The following is a 20,287-nucleotide window of genomic DNA, read 5'->3' on the forward strand; positions in this document are numbered from 1 at the left end:
TCCCCTTTTCATTTATATTTACATTCATTAAAATTTCCAAAATTCGCAAGCAACTTCTTTCATCTCTTTAACAATAGCTTTTTTATCTAAATCAACTAACTGTTTTTCTTTTAAAATATGTCTACCATCTATGTATACATTTGATATAAATTCTTTTTTGCCTTGTACTACTATCTGGTCAAATATATTATCAAGAGTTACAGGAGTCTTGAATTCATCTTCCATAACTATTATATCAGCCTTATTACCAACTACTATTTTACCAGATTTTTGAAGACCTAATGCATGGGCACCATGCTCAGTTGCCATCTTAAATACTAAATTGGCTGGCATTACAGATGCGTCTTCTTCGACTGATTTGTGCATTAAAAATGCACCTCTCATAACTTCAAAAAAATCATTTATATATCCATCTGTACCAAGTGCTACTTTTATACCTTTTTTAATCATTTTTGGTACTGGAGAAAAACCTCCACCAACTTCACAGTTGCTAAGAGGCATATGAACCACTTTTACGCCCTTCTCTTTTAATATATCTATTTCTTCATCATTTACTTTTACACACTGAGAAGCTAATACAGTTTCATCTAATATCTCTAAATCATTATAGTATTCAACTGCTTTTTTACCAAAATGTTTTTCAGCATAGTTTGGTTCATATATACTCTCACATAAATGGAATTGCATTGGTGCATCTAATTTTTTTGCATCTTCTTTAGCTTTTTTAATAAATTTATCTGAACATGTGAAACTTGTATGAGTACACATTATTCCATTTATTAATTTACTATTTTCTCTGCTCCACTTTATCAAATTAGAATTTTCATCTAAACATCTAAGCCCATTTTCGTAACTTATTCTTTCACAGCTTTCTAGGGATAAAATCGCTTTCATCCCTATCTCTTCTAGTATTTTACCTTGCTCAATTAAAGTTCCTACTTCTGTATTTGGAGCTTCTAGAGTATCACAAAAAGCTACTACACCAGATTCTATAAGCTCTATTGCTGATGCTTTAGTTGTGGCCTTTACTTCTTTTAATCCTATTCTATTTTCTATAAATGGCCACCAATAGTCATTTAAGAAACCTTCAAAATCAGTAAAATGTACATTTGCTGGTATTCCTCTAGAAAGCACTCCATATTGATGCATATGACCATTGATGAATCCTGGCATTACTATAGCATCTGATTTATCTATTATTCGTTCAATATTTGTGTACTTTATTTCAACTTCTTCATTTGGTAATATATCTTTTATAATGTCATTTTCTACTACAACAGCATAATTTGTATATATTTCATCAGCAGAAGATATTAAGTATTTACTTTTTATAGCAATCATTTATTTACCTCCCTGATTTAATTTTTTCATAGCCATATAAACCTTCTCAGAAGTTATAGGAAGTTCTCTTACACGAACTCCAGTAGCATTGTATATTGCATTTGCTATTGCTGGTGCAGGTGTATGAATAACTATTTCTCCTAAAGATTTCGCTCCATATGGGCCTGTTGGGTCATAACTATCTACAAAATCAACAAATATATTTCCTATATCTTTTTTTGTTGGAACTTTATATTGTAATAAGTTGGAAGTCTGAAGCTTTCCATCAGAACCATGTCTAGGGTCTTCATACATTGCAAGCCCTATACCTTGAGTTACACCGCCTTCAACTTGTATTCTAGCAAGTGCAGGATTCATAACTGTACCACAATCAGTAGAGCAAGCATAATTTATTACTTTAAACTCTCCTGTTGTTTTGTCTAACTCGATTTCAGCAAATCCTGCTAAGAATGGCTTAGCACTCTCTTGTATACCATAGGATTCAGATGAATATAAAACCTCTTGATTTCCACCACCAACAGATTCTCTTCCTAATTCACTTAATAGAACAAACTTATCTACATCTTCACTATAACAGACTCTATCCTCATATAAAATTAAATCATCTATTGGTAATTCTAGTTTCTTCTGTGCTACTTTTAATATCTTTTGTTTTAAACTTTCAGCAGATTTTATTGTAGCATTTCCAGTTACATAAGTAGTACAAGAAGCATATGCGCCAGTATCATATGGACACATATCTGTATCTCCTGTATAAACTGAAATTCTGTCAATGGATGTATTCAATGCTTTTGCAGCTATTTGTGCAAGTATTGTGTCAGAACCAGTTCCTAAGTCTGAAGACCCAGAAAACAATTTATAAGTTCCATCTTCATCCATTCTCATGTTTACTATTGCCATATCTATGTTAGCTATACCAGAACCATGAGTTCCCACAGACATCCCAACAGCTCTTACTTTATTGTTTCCAATCTCTCTGACAGGATATTTTTCATCCCATCCAATAAGTTTCTTTCCTCTAATTATACATTCATCAAGTGCACAACTTCTTATTGGAAAATTCATTATTCCGCCTTCAGTTTGCTTTTTTATAATATTTTTCAATTTTATTTCTGTTGGGTCCATCTTAAGTTTATGTGCTAATTCATCAATTGCACAATCAAGTGCGAATGTACCTTGTGTTGCTCCGTATCCTCTTAATGCTCCCCCTGGAACTAAATTAGTATATACAGTTCTTCCATCAAATTTTATTGCAGGTACATTATTATATGTTGGAAGTACATTATGCCCTGACTCAGAACAAACTGAAGGTCCATTATCACCATAAGCACCTGTATTGTTCAAAGCTTTCATATCTATAGCTTTTATATTTCCTTCTTTATCTGACCCAATCTTTATATCAAAAAACATCTGATGTCTAGTATTAGTCATTGCAAAAGTTTCTTCTCTAGTATAAATAAGCTTTGCTGGTCTTTTCGTCATCCAAGTCACAAATGACGCATATATCTCTGTTACAGCTATATTTTTTCCACCAAAACCTCCACCTATCCTTGGCTTTATTACTCTCACTTTTGAAAGAGGTATACCTAATGCTCTAGAAACCTGTCTTCTCATATGATAAGCCGATTGGTTTGCAGAAGTTACTACTAATCTACCATTCGTATCTATATACGTATAAGCTCTATGAGTCTCCATCATACAATGGGCTTGTGATTGAGTCATATAAGAATGTTCTACTATTACATCACTCTCTTTAAACTCTTTTTCTACATCCCCTTTGCCCATTTTCTCTCTTGATACTATGTTTTTTGTAGCATCCAATCCAAAATCAAATGGACAAAATAAATCATCTTCTTCATGTATTAAAATTTTATTTCCTTCTGATTCCCTTGCATCCAATATAGGAGTCATTACTTCATATTCAACTTTTATAAGTTTCATAGCTTTAATAGCAGCTCTTTCATCCTCGGCAGCTATTATAGCAACCTCGTCTCCTACATATCTAACTATATCTTCCAGTATTAATTGGTCATGAGGTGATGCTTCTGGATATGATTCACCAACCATTGAATATCTATAATTTGGCACATCTTTGTAAGTGAATATATTTACTACACCTTTTACTTTTAATGCATTTTTTATATCGATGTTTTTTATCTTTGCAAAAGCATGTGGACTTCTAAGAAGTTTAATAGTCAAAACATCTTTATGAAAGATTAAATCTTCTGTATATATTGGTTTTCCAGTAACAATGGCTTCGCTATCTATTTTTCTTACTTCTTTATTTACCATCACACTCACCTCCAATACTATTATACATTCTTACTACTAAAGCTTTTGCCATATCTTTTCTATACTCTTTACTTCCTCTTATGTTGCTTCCAAATGAAAGTTCTTCACTTGATGCTTCTCCAGCTTTTTCTATATCATTTTCTAAGCTTAGTATTTCACTTGCTTTATAGGCAATTTTTGCTCTTCTTGGTCTAGCTCCTATTGCAACTTTATAAGTACTTCCTTCTTTTAACATTGCTCCATTTAATACTGCAAAATCACCTGTACATTTTCTTATTGAATCAAATACACCTGTAGCATTCTTTTTAGGTAATATAATTTCTATTAATATATCTTTTTCAAGCTCACTTTCTAAAAAATCAGCTAAGTTCATAACCCCTTTTTTATATAACTTAACCTTTGCATCTACTACTAGTAATGAAGGTATTAAATCTGAAAATCCATATTTAGCAAATACACTAGCTCCTACTCTAGCTCCACTTCTAAATTGAACTCCTACTATATTAGAAACAGCGTTTGAAATTACTCCACTACAATAATTTTTAATAACCTTATTTAATTCTAAAGTTCTTAAACTTGTATCTGCTCCGACTAATATGCTATCATCAGTTTCATTTATATAATCCAAAGCCAAGTCTTTTAAATCTATTGCTGAGCCAATATTTTTACTACCTAGCTTTAAAAATCCGCAGCCTCCAAGTATTATGTTGTTTTTTCTTGATATTAGCAGTTCATAAGCTTCATCTAAACTTTTTGGAACTACATATTCCTTTATAGTTATCATATTCTCTCCCCATATCAATTTAATTTTCACTTAAAAACTTAAGTGTTCAAATATTTATGTATTGCTCTTAATTGACCTTTATATCCTGTACATCTACAAAGGTTTCCATTTACATAATCTATAACTTCTTCTTCTGTTGGATTTTGAAGCTCTCTTTTCATAGCCAAAACCATCATTATAAATCCAGGAGCACAAAATCCACATTGGTCAGCTCCTTCATCTGCAAGAAAATCCCCAAATTTCTTTGCTTCATCCAAGACACCTTCAAGTGTTGTAATATGTTGACCATCTACTCTTGCTGTAAGATAATTACAAGAAAGTACTGCCTTGTCATTAACCATTACTGTACATAATCCACATGAGCCTGTATCGCATCCTTTTTTAACACTTACATATCCATTTTCTCTTAGTGTATCTGCTAAAAACTCATCTGGTCTTATACTTAATTCTTTTTCTTTATTATTTATGGTACATTTGATAATCAAATAAATCACCTCAAAACTCATATTTTTAAGCTAAAGTTTTTATTATACTTCTTTATAAATAAAATCAAATTTATTAATAAAGACTATTCCATATATGACCTTCCATTCTATTCTTTATAGTTCCTCTTACACAAAGTCTCTCAGCTGTATCTTGAGCATCTTTTAGTGCTTTTTCTTCATTAGCTGTTAATATCTTTGAATCTTCCATTATTATATTTCCATCTACTATAACACTCTCTATATTTTTCATACTAGAAGAATATACTAATGTAGATACTGGATTGTGCATAGGTATTGCTTTTGGTGAAAGCATTGGATTAAATATTAGTAAATCTGCTTTCTTACCTATCTCTAATGAACCTATCTCATCTTCCATTCCAATAGCTCTTGCCCCATCTATAGTTGCTAACTCAAGAACTTTTTCTGCTGACATTGCTAATGGGTCACACTTATTAACTTTATGTTGAAGTGCTGTTAATTTCATAAGTTCAAGCATATCCTGAGAGTTATTACTAGCAGCTCCATCTACTCCTAAACTAACTGTTATTCCTTTTTTAAGCATTTCTGGTACTGGTGCAACACCTGAAGATAAGTACATATTACTTGCTGTATTATGAGATACTTTCATGTCATATTTTTTAGTAAGTTCCATATCCTTTTCAGTTAAATACACACAATGCACCATAAGTACGTTTGGTCCAAGTATTCCTAATTTTTCTAAAACATCTATGTCATATTGCCCATGCAATTCTTTTGCTGCTTCTCTATCAAAAGGAGTTTCTGATATATGTACTGTAAATAAAGCATCATCGTATTCTTTTACTACTCTCCATAGCATCTCAAGCATTTCTTGAGAATTTGACCATATTGCTGCTGGAGCTACTCCTATTTTGATTCTTCCATTTTCTGTGTTATGGTGTTTTTCAAATAATCTTCTTACATCTTTTTCAACCGTTTCTACATCTTGCATTATTCCAGGATGAACTCCAAATTGAGCACCTGTATTCATACATCCTCTTCCAAGTATTCCTCTTATTCCTAATTCTTTATAAGCATCTATTATTCCATCACAAAGACCTGGCTTACTGTGAGGATACATATAGTCAACCATAGTCGTTATACCACTTCTAAGACCTTCAATACATCCAAGCATTGCAGCATCATAAGTATCTTTTGGTTCTAAATAGTTAGCTGCTGGAAACGTCATAGTTTCTAGCCAATCTTTAAGTACCATATCATCTCCCAATCCTTTTAATAAAGTTTGGAATAAATGAGTATGTGTATTTATAAAACCTGGGAATAAAACTTTCCCTTTAGCATCTATCACTTTTTTAACATCTGTATATTTACTTTCTATTTCTTTAGAGTTCCCAATATCAGCAATCTTGTTATCTTTTACTACTAATGCCCCATCAAAAATAACTTCTCTCTCTTTATTTACAGTTACTATTATGGCATTCTTAATAAGTATATCCATCATTCTTATTTCCCCCCGCATTATTTAGTAATTTTTCTTTTAATGTATTGACCTATTGCCTGTTCTTTAATATTACAACTTTGCACTACATGGTTTCCTCTCAAAAATACATCTTCTACTTTACATCTAACATTAAACCCCTCATATGGAGTATAATCTACATTTTGTTTTTGAGTTTGATAACTAATTGTTTCTTCTTTATCAATATTTAAAATAACTATATCTGCATCACTTCCTACAGCTATTTCACCTTTTTTAGGATACATCCCAAATATTTTTGCAGCATTTGTAGAAGTTACTTCTACAAATTTATTTGCACTTATTTTATTTTCTAAAACTCCATATGTATATAAAAGAGATAACCTATGTTCAACACCAGGTGCTCCATTTGGTATCTTACTAAAATCATTAAGTCCCAAATCTTTTTGCCCTTTAAAATTAAATGAACAATGGTCTGTGCCAACTGTTTGGATATCTCCATTAGCTAACCCTTCCCAAAGATAACTTATATCTTCTTTTTTTCTTAAAGGAGGAGACATTACATATTTAGCACCCTCAAATTCAGCCTTATCATATAAATCGTCTTCTAATAGTAGATACTGTGGACATGTTTCTACTATCATATCTATATTTTTTTCTCTAGCAATTTTCACAGTCTCAAGCGACTCTTTACAACTTAAATGAACTACATAGGATTTTGAGTTTGATAATTTAGTTATATCAGCAAGTCTTGAAACAGATTCTTTTTCAACTATATTAGGTCTTGTAAGCGGATGATATTTGGGCTCTAAATTACCATTTTGTATATTTTCTTCTATCAATACATCTAGTAAATCGCCATTTTCACAATGAAATTCAACTATACAGCCTAAATCTTTAGCTTTCTTTAAAACCTTATATATTGTTCCATCATCTACTTTCATGCCATCATATGCCATATACATCTTAAAAGATACTATTCCATCTGAAATAAGCTTTTCCATATGAGCAAAGGTATCTTTATCTAGACATGTAATTGTCATATGAAATCCATAATCACAATAACAATTTCCTCTTGCTTTTTTATGATATGTCTCTACACCTTGTAGTAGATTCTCACCTTCACTAGCTTCTGCAAAATCCAGTATAGTAGTGGTTCCTCCAGCTATAGCTGCTCTTGTTCCTGTTTCAAAATTATCAGCAGTAATAATAGAACCTGCATTCATATCAAAATGAGTATGTGTATCTATTCCTCCAGGAATTACAATTCTACCTGTAGCATCAATAACCTTATCATCATTTATTTCTAGATTATTTCCTATTTCAACTATCTTCTCATCTTCTATCCTTAAGTCACTTATATAAGTTTTATCAGAGGTAACTATAGTTCCACCTCTTAGTATTGTTCCCATATATACCTCCTAACTTTTAAGCTTTAAAGTATTTTTTAAGTACCCTTATCCAAATGCAATTGTATTTTCTAAAGGTGCTACATTAGCACCCCTAGACTATATTTAAATAATTTATTGTGAACTAAATATTATTTACCATATACAGATTTTAATATTCCATAGTAACCTTCTGTTCCTATAAATAATTGTTCTTGCTCGATATATTCATCTATTGTATGAGCAAGATTCTCTTTAGAAGGACCAAATCCTATTGTTTTTATTCCAGCTTCACCTGCATAGTGACTTCCATTTGTACAGAATGAGTATTGAGTTATTTCTGAATCTATTCCAGCTTCTTTTAATCCTTTATATGCTGCTTGAACAAATTCATCTTCTTCGTCATATAACCAACCTGGGAAGAATCTTTCACTTTCTATAGTATTTCCTGTATAACAATCAGCTTTTTCAATTGCATAAGAAACTTTTGCATTTAATTCTGCATCTTCTTTCATCATTTCATCTAGTAATGCTTGTATTGGAGCTAATACTCCTTCTCTTGTTTCTCCAACTAATAATCTTCTGTCAAAAGTTGCTTTACAGTAATCTGGCACTACTGAAGCTCCTGGATATGGAGAAGATTTTATATCTGTTAAAACTAGTATTCCATCACCTAAAACTGGATGAGTTGGAGGTACTAATTGTTGTATCTTTTGGATTACATTAGCCATTTTATAAACTGCATTTACACCTTTTTCTGGATTAGCAGAGTGAGCTGGTTTTCCAAAAGTTTCTACTACTATTTCTCCTCTACCTCTTTGACCAATCTTTAAGTTTAATTCTGAAGATTCACCTATTACAACATAATCAGGTTCAACAGCCTTACTTATTTCTCTAGCTGAAACTCCTTCAAATATTTCTTCATGAACAACTCCTGCTACGTATAATTCACCTTCAAAGTCTTTATTAGTATCTTTTGCAAAGTATGCAACTGCTGACATCATTGCTGTATATTGACCTTTCATGTCAGAAGTTCCCCTACCATATATTTTGCCATCTACTATTCTTCCTTCAAAAGGAGGAACACTCCATTTACTTTCGTCTGGAACTGGAACTGTATCTATATGACCATCAAATAATATTTTCTTACCTGGTTTGTTTCCTTTTATGCATCCTACTATATTCCCATATCTGTCTCTTGACCAACTGTCAAAACCTAATTTTGCAAAAGATTCTTCTATTGCTTTTACAACGCCTTCTTCATTTCCAGAAGAACTAGGATTTTGAATTAATTTTTGGCATATTTCAGTTACTTCTTGTTTTCTTTGTTCATTTAACATTTCATTATCCCCCTAGATTTTTTATAATGTATGTATTATATATTTTCTAAATTTTAAAATTTATATATCTTCTAAATATGTAAATTGCTACTTAGTAATGATATTTTAATCATTATTTATATACTTGGATATTCTCCATCCCAAACTATACTTCTGTATTTATCAGGGTCAGTGTCTCCTTCTGTACTTATTAAAAGTACTCTTGAATTTTCATCTAATTTTAAATCTTTTCTTAAGTCTGCTAAATCTTCTCTTTCCATAGCTGCTATTAAAAGACCAGTTGTAACTGCTCCAGATTCTCCAGAGATTACCTTTGCATCCCCATTTAAAGGATTACCTAATGTTCTCATACCTTTAGCAGAAACCCAGTCTGGTGCTGAAACAAATGCTGCAGCATGATTTTTTAATACTTCAAATCCTATAGTATTTGGTTCTCCACAAGCAAGACCAGCCATTATAGTTGGCATATCTCCTCCAACAAATCTTGGTTTTCCATCTCCTGCTTCTGCTGATTTATAGTAACAATCAGCTTCATCAGCCTCTACTACTACTGTTATTGGGCATTCATCGTATATTGAAGCAACATATCCTTGAACTGCTCCAGCAAGTGAACCAACTCCTGCTTGCACAAATACATGTGTTGGTCTATCTACTCCATATTCTTTTAATTGCTCTATCGCTTCTTGAGCCATAGTTCCATATCCTTGCATTATCCATGCTGGTATTTCTTCATATCCATCCCATGCTGTATCTTGAACCATTACTCCATGGTCATCAGCTTCTGCATAGTCATTAGCTAATCTTACTGCATCATCATAGTTTAAGTCTGTTATACTAGCGTCTGCTCCTTCTCCTTTGATTTTATTTAATCTAAATTCAGAAGAACCTTTTGGCATTAATACAACAGATTTTTGACCTAATTTATTAGCTGTCCAAGCAACTCCTCTACCATGATTTCCATCTGTAGCTGTAAAGAAAGTTATTTCTCCTAACTTTTCTTTTATTTCATCTGAAGTTAATTTATCATATCCTAACTCAGATATATCTGTATCTAATCTTTGAGCTAAATATTTACCCATAGAGTAAGAACCACCTAAAACTTTAAATGCATTTAATCCAAATCTATAAGATTCATCTTTAACATATACTCCTGCAACTCCTAATTTTTTTGCTAAACCTTCTAGGTTTGCTAATGGAGTTTCTTTATATTGAGGAAAGCTTTTATGAAAATTTCTAACCTTAGTTATTTCTTCTTCATTTAAGAATTTAATACAATTTTCCTTGTCACCTTTTGGCAAATTATTTACTTTCCATTTAATCTCTTTTAACATCTAAAATACCTCCAAATTATTGTTAAATTTTTATACTTTAATATATAAGCAATTAACATGCCAACACTAAATATATGTTGGATATTTTTCTATGACTGTTTAATATAGAAATTGCAATGCTTTTATTGTTTTTTCTTATCTACCTTTAGTTAATACAATGTGTGTAGAATTTAATAACTGAAAAACCTTTTCTATCTTCTCACTTTTTAATTCTCATTTTTAAAATTTAAAAACAATTCTTAAAATACTCTGTTTGTACATTTTTAATATCTAATATATAAAATCTAAATTAAAACATAAATAGTGATGCAATAATCTATTACATCACTATTTACATATTCATAATATAATAAGTTTTTAATGGTCTCTAAGAGGTGACTTCTCGTCTTTTTTAACATCCAATTCCTCTTTTACAACATTCCATTTTTCAAGACCAAACTTAGAAACCATAACAGCTTCTGCTGCTCCTTTTCCAAGTCTTTTTACAGTATCCATACCTGTCTCGTCCTCTTGAGCACCTTTTGCTTTTCCATCTTTACTCCATATTGTACCACCTATATAACATCCACCTAAACCTCCAGATACTAACATTTCATGCATTAGGAAGAAATTTATTATAGGAAGTTTTGTAAGTTCTTGACCACCATATCTAGTTCCACCAGTAGTTATTGCTGCCCCAATCTTATTTTGAAGCTTTCCTGGATGTACTAAATACATTGGACGAAGCCTGTTAAATACTGCTGTAAGTTGAGCAGTTATATTCATATCATATACTGGAGAACCTACTATAATTCCATCTGCTTCTAATATTTTTTGCTCTAATTCTTGTATATCGTCTTTTATAATACACATAGTTTCTTTTCTTATACATGCATCACAATGTACACAAGGACTTATTTTTTTCCCTCTAACTGACCAATACTCCGTTTCTATACCAGGTATAGTTTCAGCTTCTTTCAAAGCTTCTAATACTGCATATTCTGTTGCTCCTTTACGTGGACTTCCACAGATACCTAATATCTTTGCCATAACAATATCTCCTCATCAAATAAATCTATTTTTATTATCCATTTACAGTACAATAAATTTTTATTTCTACTTTAACTTCTATTACTTTAATTTTATTGGTAATGAATGTATTTCTACATTAGTTGCATTGTATACTGCATTTGCAACAGCTGGTGCAACTGGTACAACAGCACATTCTCCAATACTCTTACCACCAAAAGGTCCAGCTTTTTCATAACCATTTACAAATGCAACTTGACACTTTGGCATATCTACAGTTCTAAATAATTTATATGTTTTAAAATCAGTAGCTTTAGGTCTACCTTGCTCATCAAATGCCAACTCTTCACTTAATGCGTAACCTAGACCCATATGAATTCCACCTTCTAATTGACCTTCTAAGTTTAAAGGATTTATAACTCTACCAACATCATGTACAGCTACAAAATCAACCACTTTAATATCCTTAGTTTCTTTATCTACTAAAACTTCAGCAAAATGTACACCATATGAAGTAAGTCCAGCTGGAGAAGAATAGTCTTCAACAACAGTCAATTCTCTTAAAGACTTACTTTGACTATATACTGCAACATCAGATAATGATGCTTTGATATTTTCATCAAGCTTACTAATTACATATCCACCATCTAAATATAATTCATCTCTTGATGTTTCAAGTAGTTTTTCTGCTTCTTCTAATATAAGTGTTTTTAATTTTTCTGCTGTTTTTTTAGCTCCTCCACCTTCTACAAACACACCTCTACTCGCATAATCTCCAAGATTGAATGTACATGCATCAGTGTCAGTTTCAAATGTATCAACTTTATCAGGTGTTATTCCTAAAACTTCAGCTACCATCATTGTTTGCATAGTTACAACACCATTACCCATATCATGTGCTCCTGTAAGTAGTGTCAATGTACCATCTTCATTTAATTTAAGAGTCAATGTAACGACGTCCCTATGTGCACCAAAAACTCCATTACCATGTGCACCTATTGCCATACCTATACCTCTTAAATATTTTCCTTCTTCTTTTGGAAGATTTTTCTTTTCATCCCACTTAAACATTTTCTTACCTTGTTCTATACAATCCAGTACTCTAGGATTTCCAAGAGAACCATGGAAAATTATATCAACATCATCTGGCTTTACTGCATTTTTATTTTGGAAATCAACTAAATCCATACCTATTTCCTTAGCTATCTTAGCAAATTGAGCCTGTTGAGCCATAAATATCTGAGGTGAACCATATCCTCTCATAGCTCCTGCTATTGGTGTATTTGTATACACAGGCATTCCAGTAAATTTTATATTTGGTATTTTATAAACCTTAAATACTTTATGGCTAAGTGCACCTATAACATTTAAAGCACTTGATGCATAAGCTCCTGTATTTGTATATATTTTTATATCTTGTGCTATTACTTCTCCATCTTTATTTACACCAGTTTTTAATTTTACAAAAGACCCATGACGAGTTCTTGTTGATATCATAGATTCTTTTCTTGTAAGAACCATTTTAACTGGTCTTCTAGTCATTTTTGATAATGCTGCTGCTACTGGTTCAATTGTAAGTTCTAATTTTCCACCAAATGAACCTCCAATAGCAGGTCTTATAACTCTTATTTTATTTAGTGACATCCCAAAAATTTGAGATAGTATTATTCTAAATCCAAATGTATTTTGGCAAGGTGTATGTACAGTTAGCTTATCATTATAATCATAGTGTGCAATTACACTGTGAGTCTCTATTGCACTATGATGTATCGCTGGAGTAGAGTATTCATCTTCAAATATATAATCACATTCTTCGAATCCTTTTTCTACATCTCCTCCATTTATGTTGTTTTGGGAAACTATATTTGAATCCCCATGTATACATATAGCATTTTCTTTTATTGCATCCTGTATAGTAAATACAGCTGGTAATTCTTCATATTCTACTTTTATAAGCTTTACAGCTTTCTCTGCTATTTCTGGCGTTTCTGCTGCTACTGCTGCAACACGGTCACCAACAAATCTAACTGTATCTGAAAATATAACTTCGTTTTCAGGTATATTATGTTCATAAAATCTCAAAGAACCGTTGTATTTTCTTTGTGATGTATTAAGATGAGTAGCTATAGCTCTAACACCGACTACTTTCTCTGCTTCACTTATATCTATACTTTTTATCTTTGCATGTGCTACAGGACTTAAAAGCATTTTAGCATGAAGCACATTCTGTGGTTTCATATCAGCCACATATTTCATTTGACCAGTGACTTTTAAAGCTGCATCTTTTAGAGGGTATGATTTTCCTATTACCTTTTCCATAATTATCTACCCCCTAATCTAGCTGCAGATAATTTTACAGCTTCTATAATTTTCACATATCCTGTGCATCTACAGAGATTTTCTTTAAAGGCCTCTCTAATTTCATCCTCATTAGGAGATGCATTTCTATTTAAAAGAGCTTGTGTAGTTATAATCATACCAGGAGTACAATACCCACATTGCACAGCTCCAACTTCTATAAAAGCTTCTTGTATTGGATGAAGATTTTCTCCATTAGCAAAACTTTCTATAGTGTATATAACTTTACCTTCGCAGTTTCTTGCAAGAAGTTTACAGGATTTAACGTCAACTCCATCTATCAAAACTTTACATGCTCCACAACTGCCACTATTACAACCTTGTTTCGCTCCAGTTAGATTTAATTTTTCACGAAGTACATGTAAAAGGGTTTCACTCTTTTCAACTTCTATTTCATACATGTAATCATTAATATTTAATTTTATTTTTTCCATTTTCTCCTCCTACAGATAAACTAATGTTGTAATAGAATATTATTACAATCTCATTTTAATATTAGTATAAGCTATTCCACTTATGCCCTTCCATTCTATTAGTTACATTAGCTCTCTTACATAATTCTTCTGCTGCATGTTGTGCATTCAATAATACTTGTTCTTCACTTTCGATTGTAGTTACTTTTCCATTTTCAAGTATTATATTTCCATCAACTAGGACACTTTCTACATTATGCATACTAGCTGAGTATACCAAAGTCGATACAGGATTGTGAAGAGGTATTGATTTTGGAGAAAGCATTGAGTTAAATATTACTAAGTCAGCTTTTTTTCCAGTCTCCAAAGAACCTATTTCATCTTCCATTCTAAGAGTTCTTGCTCCCTCTATTGTAGCCATTTCAAGAACTTTTTCTGCAGAAATAGCAAGAGGGTCACAATTATTTACTTTATGTTGTAAAGCTGTTAGTTTCATAAGCTCTATCATATCTTGTGCATTATTACTTGCTGCACCATCAAGACCTAAACTTACATTTATACCTTTCTTTAACATTTCTGGAACAGGTGCAACCCCAGAAGCAAGGTACATATTACTTGCCACATTATGAGAAACTTTTATATCGTACTTTTTAAGCATTTCCATGTCTTCATCAGTTACGCATACACAGTGTACTGCTACAACTTCTGGACCTACTATACCCCATTTTTCAAGTAATTTTATATCGATTTCTCCATGTATATCCTTTGTTGCTGTTCTTGCAAATTCTGTTTCAGATATATGAACTGTAAAATATGAGTCATATTCTTTAACTATATTCCAAAGCATTTTACCCATTTCTTCAGATATAGCCCACATTGAAGAAGGTGCTACACAGATTTTTATTCTTCCATTTTCTGAGTTATGATATTTATCAAATACCCTTCTCAAGTCTTTTTCAACCGTTTCCACATCTTCTATAAGCTCTTTATGAATACCTAAGTCTATACAGCCTCTACCTACAACTCCTCTTATACCTAAATCTTTATATGCTTTTACTATTCCATCTGTAAGACCTGGTCTATTATGTGTATGCATATAATCAACCATTGTAGTTATACCACTTTTTAAACCTTCCATACATCCAAGCATTGCAGCATCATAAGTATCTTGCTCTGTTAAGAATTTTGCTGATGGAAACATCATTGTATTTAGCCACTCATGAAGTGCCATATCATCACCTAAACCTTTTAATAACACTTGGAATAAATGGTTATGAGTATTTATAAAACCAGGGAATATCACTTTTCCATTAGCATCTATAACCTTTTTAGCATCAAGATACTTTGGCTCAATATCAGCTGTATTTCCTATATCTAAAATTCTGTCGCCTTGAATAGCTATTGCTCCATCAAATATGACTTCTCTACCTTTATTAACTGTAACAACTATTGCATTTTTTATTAGTATATCAATCATCTTAAATCCCCCTTATTAATACTTTCATTACAACATTTTATCATATGGCTTTCTCATATCATATCTAATACATTTATCCAATATTTTCCTCAAGGTTTGAAGTAACGTTTTCAGACTTTTTACTTGATTTTAATTTAAATAATGTTTGAAGTAATATAGCTATTATTGCTCCAGAAACTATACTTGACCCTCCAAGGACAGTTCCAATTGTTGCTGGGAATTGGTCTAAAACTTGTGGTGCAGTTGTAAGACCCATACTTGTTGCTATAGATACTCCTGCTATAAGATTGTTTTCTTCAGTAAATCCATCCATACTCATAATAGAGAAACCAGACATTGCTATTGATGAAAATACAACTAACGTTGCTCCACCAACAACACAAGATGGTATAGTTGTCATTATTGCACCTAATGCTGGAGATATTCCTGCTAGTAACAATACAAGTGCGCCAAGTGCTATTACAAATCTACTTGTAACTTTATTCATAGATACTATTACTGTATTTTGGCTAAATACTCCAGTTGGAAGAGCTGCAAATAATGATGAAATTATAGAAGTTATAGAATTTCCTAAAACAACTGATGATAACTCTTCGTCAGTTACCTCTCTATCCATTGCTCCTATTGTAGCTATTGTACATGCACCCATCATATCAGCTATACCTATTATGTAAATAATAGTAAACATTACTATTAACTCTGGTCTAAACTCTAATCCGAAAGCTGCTGGTGTTGGTAAAGATACTATAGCTGCTCCTTGAACTGCTGAGAAATCAACCAATCCTAAAACTAAAGATATAGCATAACCTACTAATATTCCTATTAATATTGAAGAATTTTTTACTAGACCCTTACCGTATTTATTTATCATTATTATTACAAAAGCAACTATAACTCCTACTGTAAAGTTTACTGGGCTTCCAAACGTTTCTGCCCCTTCTCCACCTGCTAAATTCTTTATAGCAGTTGCAAATAATCCAAGTCCCATACATGCTATTATTGTTCCAGAAACTATTGGAGTGAATATATGTCTAATTTTCTTAACTCCAAATCCTACAAAGAATACGATTACCCCAGCAGCAATCTGTGCTCCAAATAGAGCTGCTAAACCATCCTTAGCTGCTACTGAAAGACAGGCTCCTAAAAATACATAACTCATTCCCATCATTACAGGTAATCTTGAACCTAACTTAAATCCTTTAAATAAAGGTATTGGATATAATTGTAAAAACGTTGCCAAACCTGCTGCTAACATAGAGCCTTGAATCAACATTGTCGCTTGCCCCTGGTTAAGTCCTACCACGTTTGCTATTAATATCGCAGGTACCATGTTTCCTACTATCATTGCTAACAGATGTTGTAAAGCTAAAGGTATTGATTCCTTTAGTGGTGGTATCCCATCGACATCATATTTTGAAGTATTACGTGTTTTCATAAAATAAATCCTCCCATACATAAATATCTTGACTAAATATTTTTATAATTATTTTCTATAAATATTTTTATGACCATGAATTTATTGCTCAACCGATAAACACAGCTAAACTGAGCTATTTTTATAAAAAATTAACAAATATACCCTCCCCGATTTTCTTTTTGAATAAATATTAATTGTCTGGTATACATTTTTTTGATAAATTTTTTATTAAAATGAATAGCTATCAAAAATAATCTAACAATCTCATAATAAATAATTTAAACAACCCTTTCAAATTATCATATCTTAATTGGCCTCTTCCATAACAGCTCTTTCTTTAGCCTCATCCTCTAGGCTTTTATTTGGTATTATTAGATTTAAAACGAATGCAACCAATGTTGCAATTACTATTGGAGATTCTCCAAATACTAACTTTACAAATGAAGGAAATGCTTCTTGGGCTGCTGGGACTGATGTTATTCCCATGCCTAAAGCAATTGCCAAACCAACAATGGTAATATTTCTTGATGACAACTCTTCTGTAATAATTAACTTTATACCTGTCATTGTTATCATACTAAATATAGATATTGTAGCTCCTCCCAAAACTGAATATGGTATAGTAGTCATTAATGCACCAAATTTAGGTACAAACCCCGACAATAACATAAATATACCAGCTATTCCAAGCACAAATCTACTTATTACTTTGTTCATAGCTACCATCCCCACGTTTTGGCTATATGATGATGGTGGCAAACCTCCAAACAAAGCTCCTATCATAGTACAAATTCCACTTCCTATTACTCCACTTGATAATTCTTTATCTGTAATATCCCTGTCCATACCTCCCATTGTAGTAGCTGATAAATCTCCAATTGCTTGAACAGCATTGATTATACTTACAATTACTACTGATATTACTACAGGCATATCAAATTCTAATCCAAATTCAAGTGGTTTAGGTACTGCAAACCAAGCTGCCTCTCTAATAGGGTCAAAATTTATTATACCCAAAACTAAAGATACACAATATCCAACTATAATTCCCAAAAATATTGCCGCCAATTTTGCATACCCTTTCGCAAATTGACTAAGACCTATAACTACCACTAGTGTTATAGCTGCTACTGCCCAATTTTGCATAGAGCCATAAGTAGGGCTATTTACACCACCTGCCATATAATTTATTGCTATAGGATATAAAGATAATCCAATTGTAAAAACTACTGTTCCTGCAACTATATTAGGAAAAAATCTTCTTATCTTTTTTATAAATAATCCTATTAATACTGTAGCAACTCCCCCTATTAGTTGTGCACCCAAAATGCTTGCTAGTCCGTAATTTCCTCCAACTGCTACAAGTGTTGGTACATAAGTAAATCCAACTCCAAAAATTATAGGCAATCTTGAACCAATATTTCCTATTGGATATAGTTGTATAAGTGTCGATATGCCAGCTATTATTAATGCATATTGGACTAAAAGCGTTATTTGCGTAGGGCTAACACCCACAGCTCCTCCTACGACTATAGGTACTGTAACAGTTCCAACTATCATTGCTAATATATGTTGCATTGATAGTGGCAGACACTTTAAAATTGGTGGCCTTCCATCAATATCAAACATAGAAACACTTTTTTGATATTTACTCAAGGTTATCACTCCCAACTATTTTTTAATGACAGTTATTATTATCTCATACAACATCCTTTCTTTTTTTATTTTGTCATCTCAATTTACTATGAAGCAATTATAATGCCAATTTTTTAACAGAATTGTTTTACACATATAAATTTTATTATATTTGTTAGTATTTGATAATTTGATAAAGCATTTATTTTTTTTAATTCTTTTAAATTTTTTTTATTTTTGGATAATAAAATACTATTACACAAAAAAACACTTGGAAAATTATTTTCCAAGTGTTTTTTATCAATTTTATAATTTCAAATTTTAGAATTGAGAATTAAAAAGTTAATTATTATACATCTATTTTTCTGTATAAAGTGGCTAATGATATTCCAAGTTTTTTAGCAGCTAACTTTTTAGACTTAGTATCATTACCATAAAACTTCAACACTTTCTTTATATATGCTCTTTCAAACTCTTCAAGCGTAAGTATCTCTTGTTCCATACTTATCTCATAGTCATTTTCCTCAAGTAGTTTTATATTTATATTGTTTAGCTTAAAATATTCAATTATCTTTCTATTTATTATACCTTTATGTATTATACCATCTTCTTCAAGGAGATTTAAGGCTAATTCTATAGTGTTTTCCAACTCTCTAATATTCCCTGGCCAAGGATATTTAAGCAACATTTGCTCTACATCTGGTTCTATATGGTACACATTTTTCTTCATCTTTCTGGAATATTTATCTATAAAATTATTTATTAGTATTTGTATATCGTCTCCTCTTTCTCTAAGTGGAGGTACCTCTAGAGGTATTACGTTTAATCTATAGTATAAGTCTTCTCTAAATTTATTTTCTTTAACCAATTCAAATAAGTCTCTATTAGTAGCTGATATGATTCTAACATCTATATCAATCAGTTCGTTTGAGCCTATTCTCGTAAACTTTTTTTCCTGTAACACTCTCAATAACTTCGATTGTAGTTGAATTGGCATATCTCCTATCTCATCTAGAAATACAACTCCACCATTAGCCAATTCAAATTTACCAATCTTACCTTTTGAATCTGCTCCACTAAAAGCTCCTTTTGTATATCCAAAAAGTTCACTTTCCAGTAGAGGTTCTGGTATAGCAGCACAGTTTATAGCAACGAATGTTTTATTCCCTCTGTTTCCTGCGAGATGAATGGCCCTTGCTATTAACTCTTTTCCAGTACCACTTTCTCCAGTTATAGCTACAGTAGAATCACTATTTCCAATTTTGCGAATTCTATTTTTTAGAGCACGCATTACATCAGAATCTCCAATTATAGAGTCTACTGTTGTTGTCCCCCAAATATTGTATACTTCCATTCCACCATACATTACTGAATCACTGTGTTTATCCATAAAATATCAACTCCAAATAAGTATTCTATATAATAATCCTTCAAATTATCTATTTAATTATATCATAACAGAAAAGTTTAGTTATAATTTAATAATATTTTATTTTTCAAGTTAAGATTAATAAAAAGTATATCTCCCAAATCGCAAATTAGTAGATATACCTTTCTTAATC

15 protein-coding genes are annotated in these 20,287 nt (G+C 31.7%); all 15 read right to left on the reverse strand.

Annotated features, from left to right (window positions below):
• Window positions 1–27 precede the first annotated feature (27 nt).
• Window positions 28–1,341, reverse strand: a complete 1,314-nt coding sequence (locus ACTG44_RS10895; protein ID WP_479920448.1) for an amidohydrolase family protein — start codon at window positions 1,339–1,341, stop codon at window positions 28–30.
• Window positions 1,342–3,633, reverse strand: coding sequence for a xanthine dehydrogenase family protein molybdopterin-binding subunit (locus ACTG44_RS10900; protein ID WP_479916888.1), 2,292 nt, complete (start codon window positions 3,631–3,633; stop codon window positions 1,342–1,344).
• Window positions 3,623–4,417, reverse strand: coding sequence for an FAD binding domain-containing protein (locus ACTG44_RS10905; protein ID WP_479916889.1), 795 nt, complete (start codon window positions 4,415–4,417; stop codon window positions 3,623–3,625). The genes ACTG44_RS10900 and ACTG44_RS10905 overlap by 11 nt, the downstream gene beginning before the upstream one ends.
• A gap of 38 nt (window positions 4,418–4,455) precedes the next feature.
• Window positions 4,456–4,902, reverse strand: coding sequence for a (2Fe-2S)-binding protein (locus ACTG44_RS10910; RefSeq protein ID WP_021384923.1), 447 nt, complete (start codon window positions 4,900–4,902; stop codon window positions 4,456–4,458).
• A gap of 73 nt (window positions 4,903–4,975) precedes the next feature.
• Window positions 4,976–6,382: an amidohydrolase family protein gene (locus ACTG44_RS10915; protein ID WP_479916890.1), complete on the reverse strand. Its 1,407-nt coding sequence runs from the start codon at window positions 6,380–6,382 to the stop codon at window positions 4,976–4,978.
• A 17-nt stretch (window positions 6,383–6,399) separates the two neighbouring features.
• A complete protein-coding gene (gene hydA / locus ACTG44_RS10920) occupies window positions 6,400–7,770 on the reverse strand; it encodes a dihydropyrimidinase (protein ID WP_479920449.1) in 1,371 nt (456 codons plus the stop codon).
• 128 nt (window positions 7,771–7,898) lie between these two features.
• A complete protein-coding gene (locus ACTG44_RS10925) occupies window positions 7,899–9,086 on the reverse strand; it encodes a YgeY family selenium metabolism-linked hydrolase (protein ID WP_479920450.1) in 1,188 nt (395 codons plus the stop codon).
• Window positions 9,087–9,202: 116 nt separating this feature from the next.
• Window positions 9,203–10,417, reverse strand: coding sequence for a diaminopropionate ammonia-lyase (dpaL, locus tag ACTG44_RS10930; protein ID WP_479916892.1), 1,215 nt, complete (start codon window positions 10,415–10,417; stop codon window positions 9,203–9,205).
• Window positions 10,418–10,774: 357 nt separating this feature from the next.
• Entirely contained in the window at window positions 10,775–11,446 is a 672-nt protein-coding gene (locus tag ACTG44_RS10935; RefSeq protein ID WP_021384946.1) for a flavodoxin family protein, read from the reverse strand.
• 81 nt (window positions 11,447–11,527) lie between these two features.
• Window positions 11,528–13,744, reverse strand: a complete 2,217-nt coding sequence (locus tag ACTG44_RS10940) for a xanthine dehydrogenase family protein molybdopterin-binding subunit (RefSeq protein ID WP_479920451.1) — start codon at window positions 13,742–13,744, stop codon at window positions 11,528–11,530.
• 2 nt (window positions 13,745–13,746) lie between these two features.
• Window positions 13,747–14,217: a (2Fe-2S)-binding protein gene (locus ACTG44_RS10945; RefSeq protein WP_021384954.1), complete on the reverse strand. Its 471-nt coding sequence runs from the start codon at window positions 14,215–14,217 to the stop codon at window positions 13,747–13,749.
• Window positions 14,218–14,278: 61 nt separating this feature from the next.
• The gene (locus ACTG44_RS10950) at window positions 14,279–15,673 is read right to left on the reverse strand and encodes an amidohydrolase family protein (RefSeq protein WP_479920452.1); all 1,395 of its coding nucleotides are present in this window, start codon (window positions 15,671–15,673) and stop codon (window positions 14,279–14,281) included.
• A gap of 73 nt (window positions 15,674–15,746) precedes the next feature.
• Complete coding sequence (locus ACTG44_RS10955) at window positions 15,747–17,108, reverse strand: uracil-xanthine permease family protein (RefSeq protein WP_021384951.1); 1,362 nt, start codon at window positions 17,106–17,108, stop codon at window positions 15,747–15,749.
• 288 nt (window positions 17,109–17,396) lie between these two features.
• A complete protein-coding gene (locus ACTG44_RS10960) occupies window positions 17,397–18,719 on the reverse strand; it encodes a uracil-xanthine permease family protein (protein ID WP_479920294.1) in 1,323 nt (440 codons plus the stop codon).
• 355 nt (window positions 18,720–19,074) lie between these two features.
• Complete coding sequence (locus ACTG44_RS10965) at window positions 19,075–20,115, reverse strand: sigma-54 interaction domain-containing protein (RefSeq protein WP_021384940.1); 1,041 nt, start codon at window positions 20,113–20,115, stop codon at window positions 19,075–19,077.
• Window positions 20,116–20,287 lie beyond the last annotated feature (172 nt).

Source organism: Clostridioides sp. LIBA-2809 (assembly GCF_056688965.1).

Coding starts and splice junctions, on each gene's coding strand:
- ACTG44_RS10895 (WP_479920448.1), bottom strand. CDS start 1,341: ATGATTGCTATAAAAAGTAAATACTTAATATCTTCTGCTGATGAAATA.
- ACTG44_RS10900 (WP_479916888.1), bottom strand. CDS start 3,633: ATGGTAAATAAAGAAGTAAGAAAAATAGATAGCGAAGCCATTGTTACT.
- ACTG44_RS10905 (WP_479916889.1), bottom strand. CDS start 4,417: ATGATAACTATAAAGGAATATGTAGTTCCAAAAAGTTTAGATGAAGCT.
- ACTG44_RS10915 (WP_479916890.1), bottom strand. CDS start 6,382: ATGATGGATATACTTATTAAGAATGCCATAATAGTAACTGTAAATAAA.
- hydA (WP_479920449.1), bottom strand. CDS start 7,770: ATGGGAACAATACTAAGAGGTGGAACTATAGTTACCTCTGATAAAACT.
- ACTG44_RS10925 (WP_479920450.1), bottom strand. CDS start 9,086: ATGTTAAATGAACAAAGAAAACAAGAAGTAACTGAAATATGCCAAAAA.
- dpaL (WP_479916892.1), bottom strand. CDS start 10,417: ATGTTAAAAGAGATTAAATGGAAAGTAAATAATTTGCCAAAAGGTGAC.
- ACTG44_RS10935 (WP_021384946.1), bottom strand. CDS start 11,446: ATGGCAAAGATATTAGGTATCTGTGGAAGTCCACGTAAAGGAGCAACA.
- ACTG44_RS10940 (WP_479920451.1), bottom strand. CDS start 13,744: ATGGAAAAGGTAATAGGAAAATCATACCCTCTAAAAGATGCAGCTTTA.
- ACTG44_RS10945 (WP_021384954.1), bottom strand. CDS start 14,217: ATGGAAAAAATAAAATTAAATATTAATGATTACATGTATGAAATAGAA.
- ACTG44_RS10950 (WP_479920452.1), bottom strand. CDS start 15,673: ATGATTGATATACTAATAAAAAATGCAATAGTTGTTACAGTTAATAAA.
- ACTG44_RS10955 (WP_021384951.1), bottom strand. CDS start 17,108: ATGAAAACACGTAATACTTCAAAATATGATGTCGATGGGATACCACCA.
- ACTG44_RS10960 (WP_479920294.1), bottom strand. CDS start 18,719: ATGTTTGATATTGATGGAAGGCCACCAATTTTAAAGTGTCTGCCACTA.
- ACTG44_RS10965 (WP_021384940.1), bottom strand. CDS start 20,115: ATGGATAAACACAGTGATTCAGTAATGTATGGTGGAATGGAAGTATAC.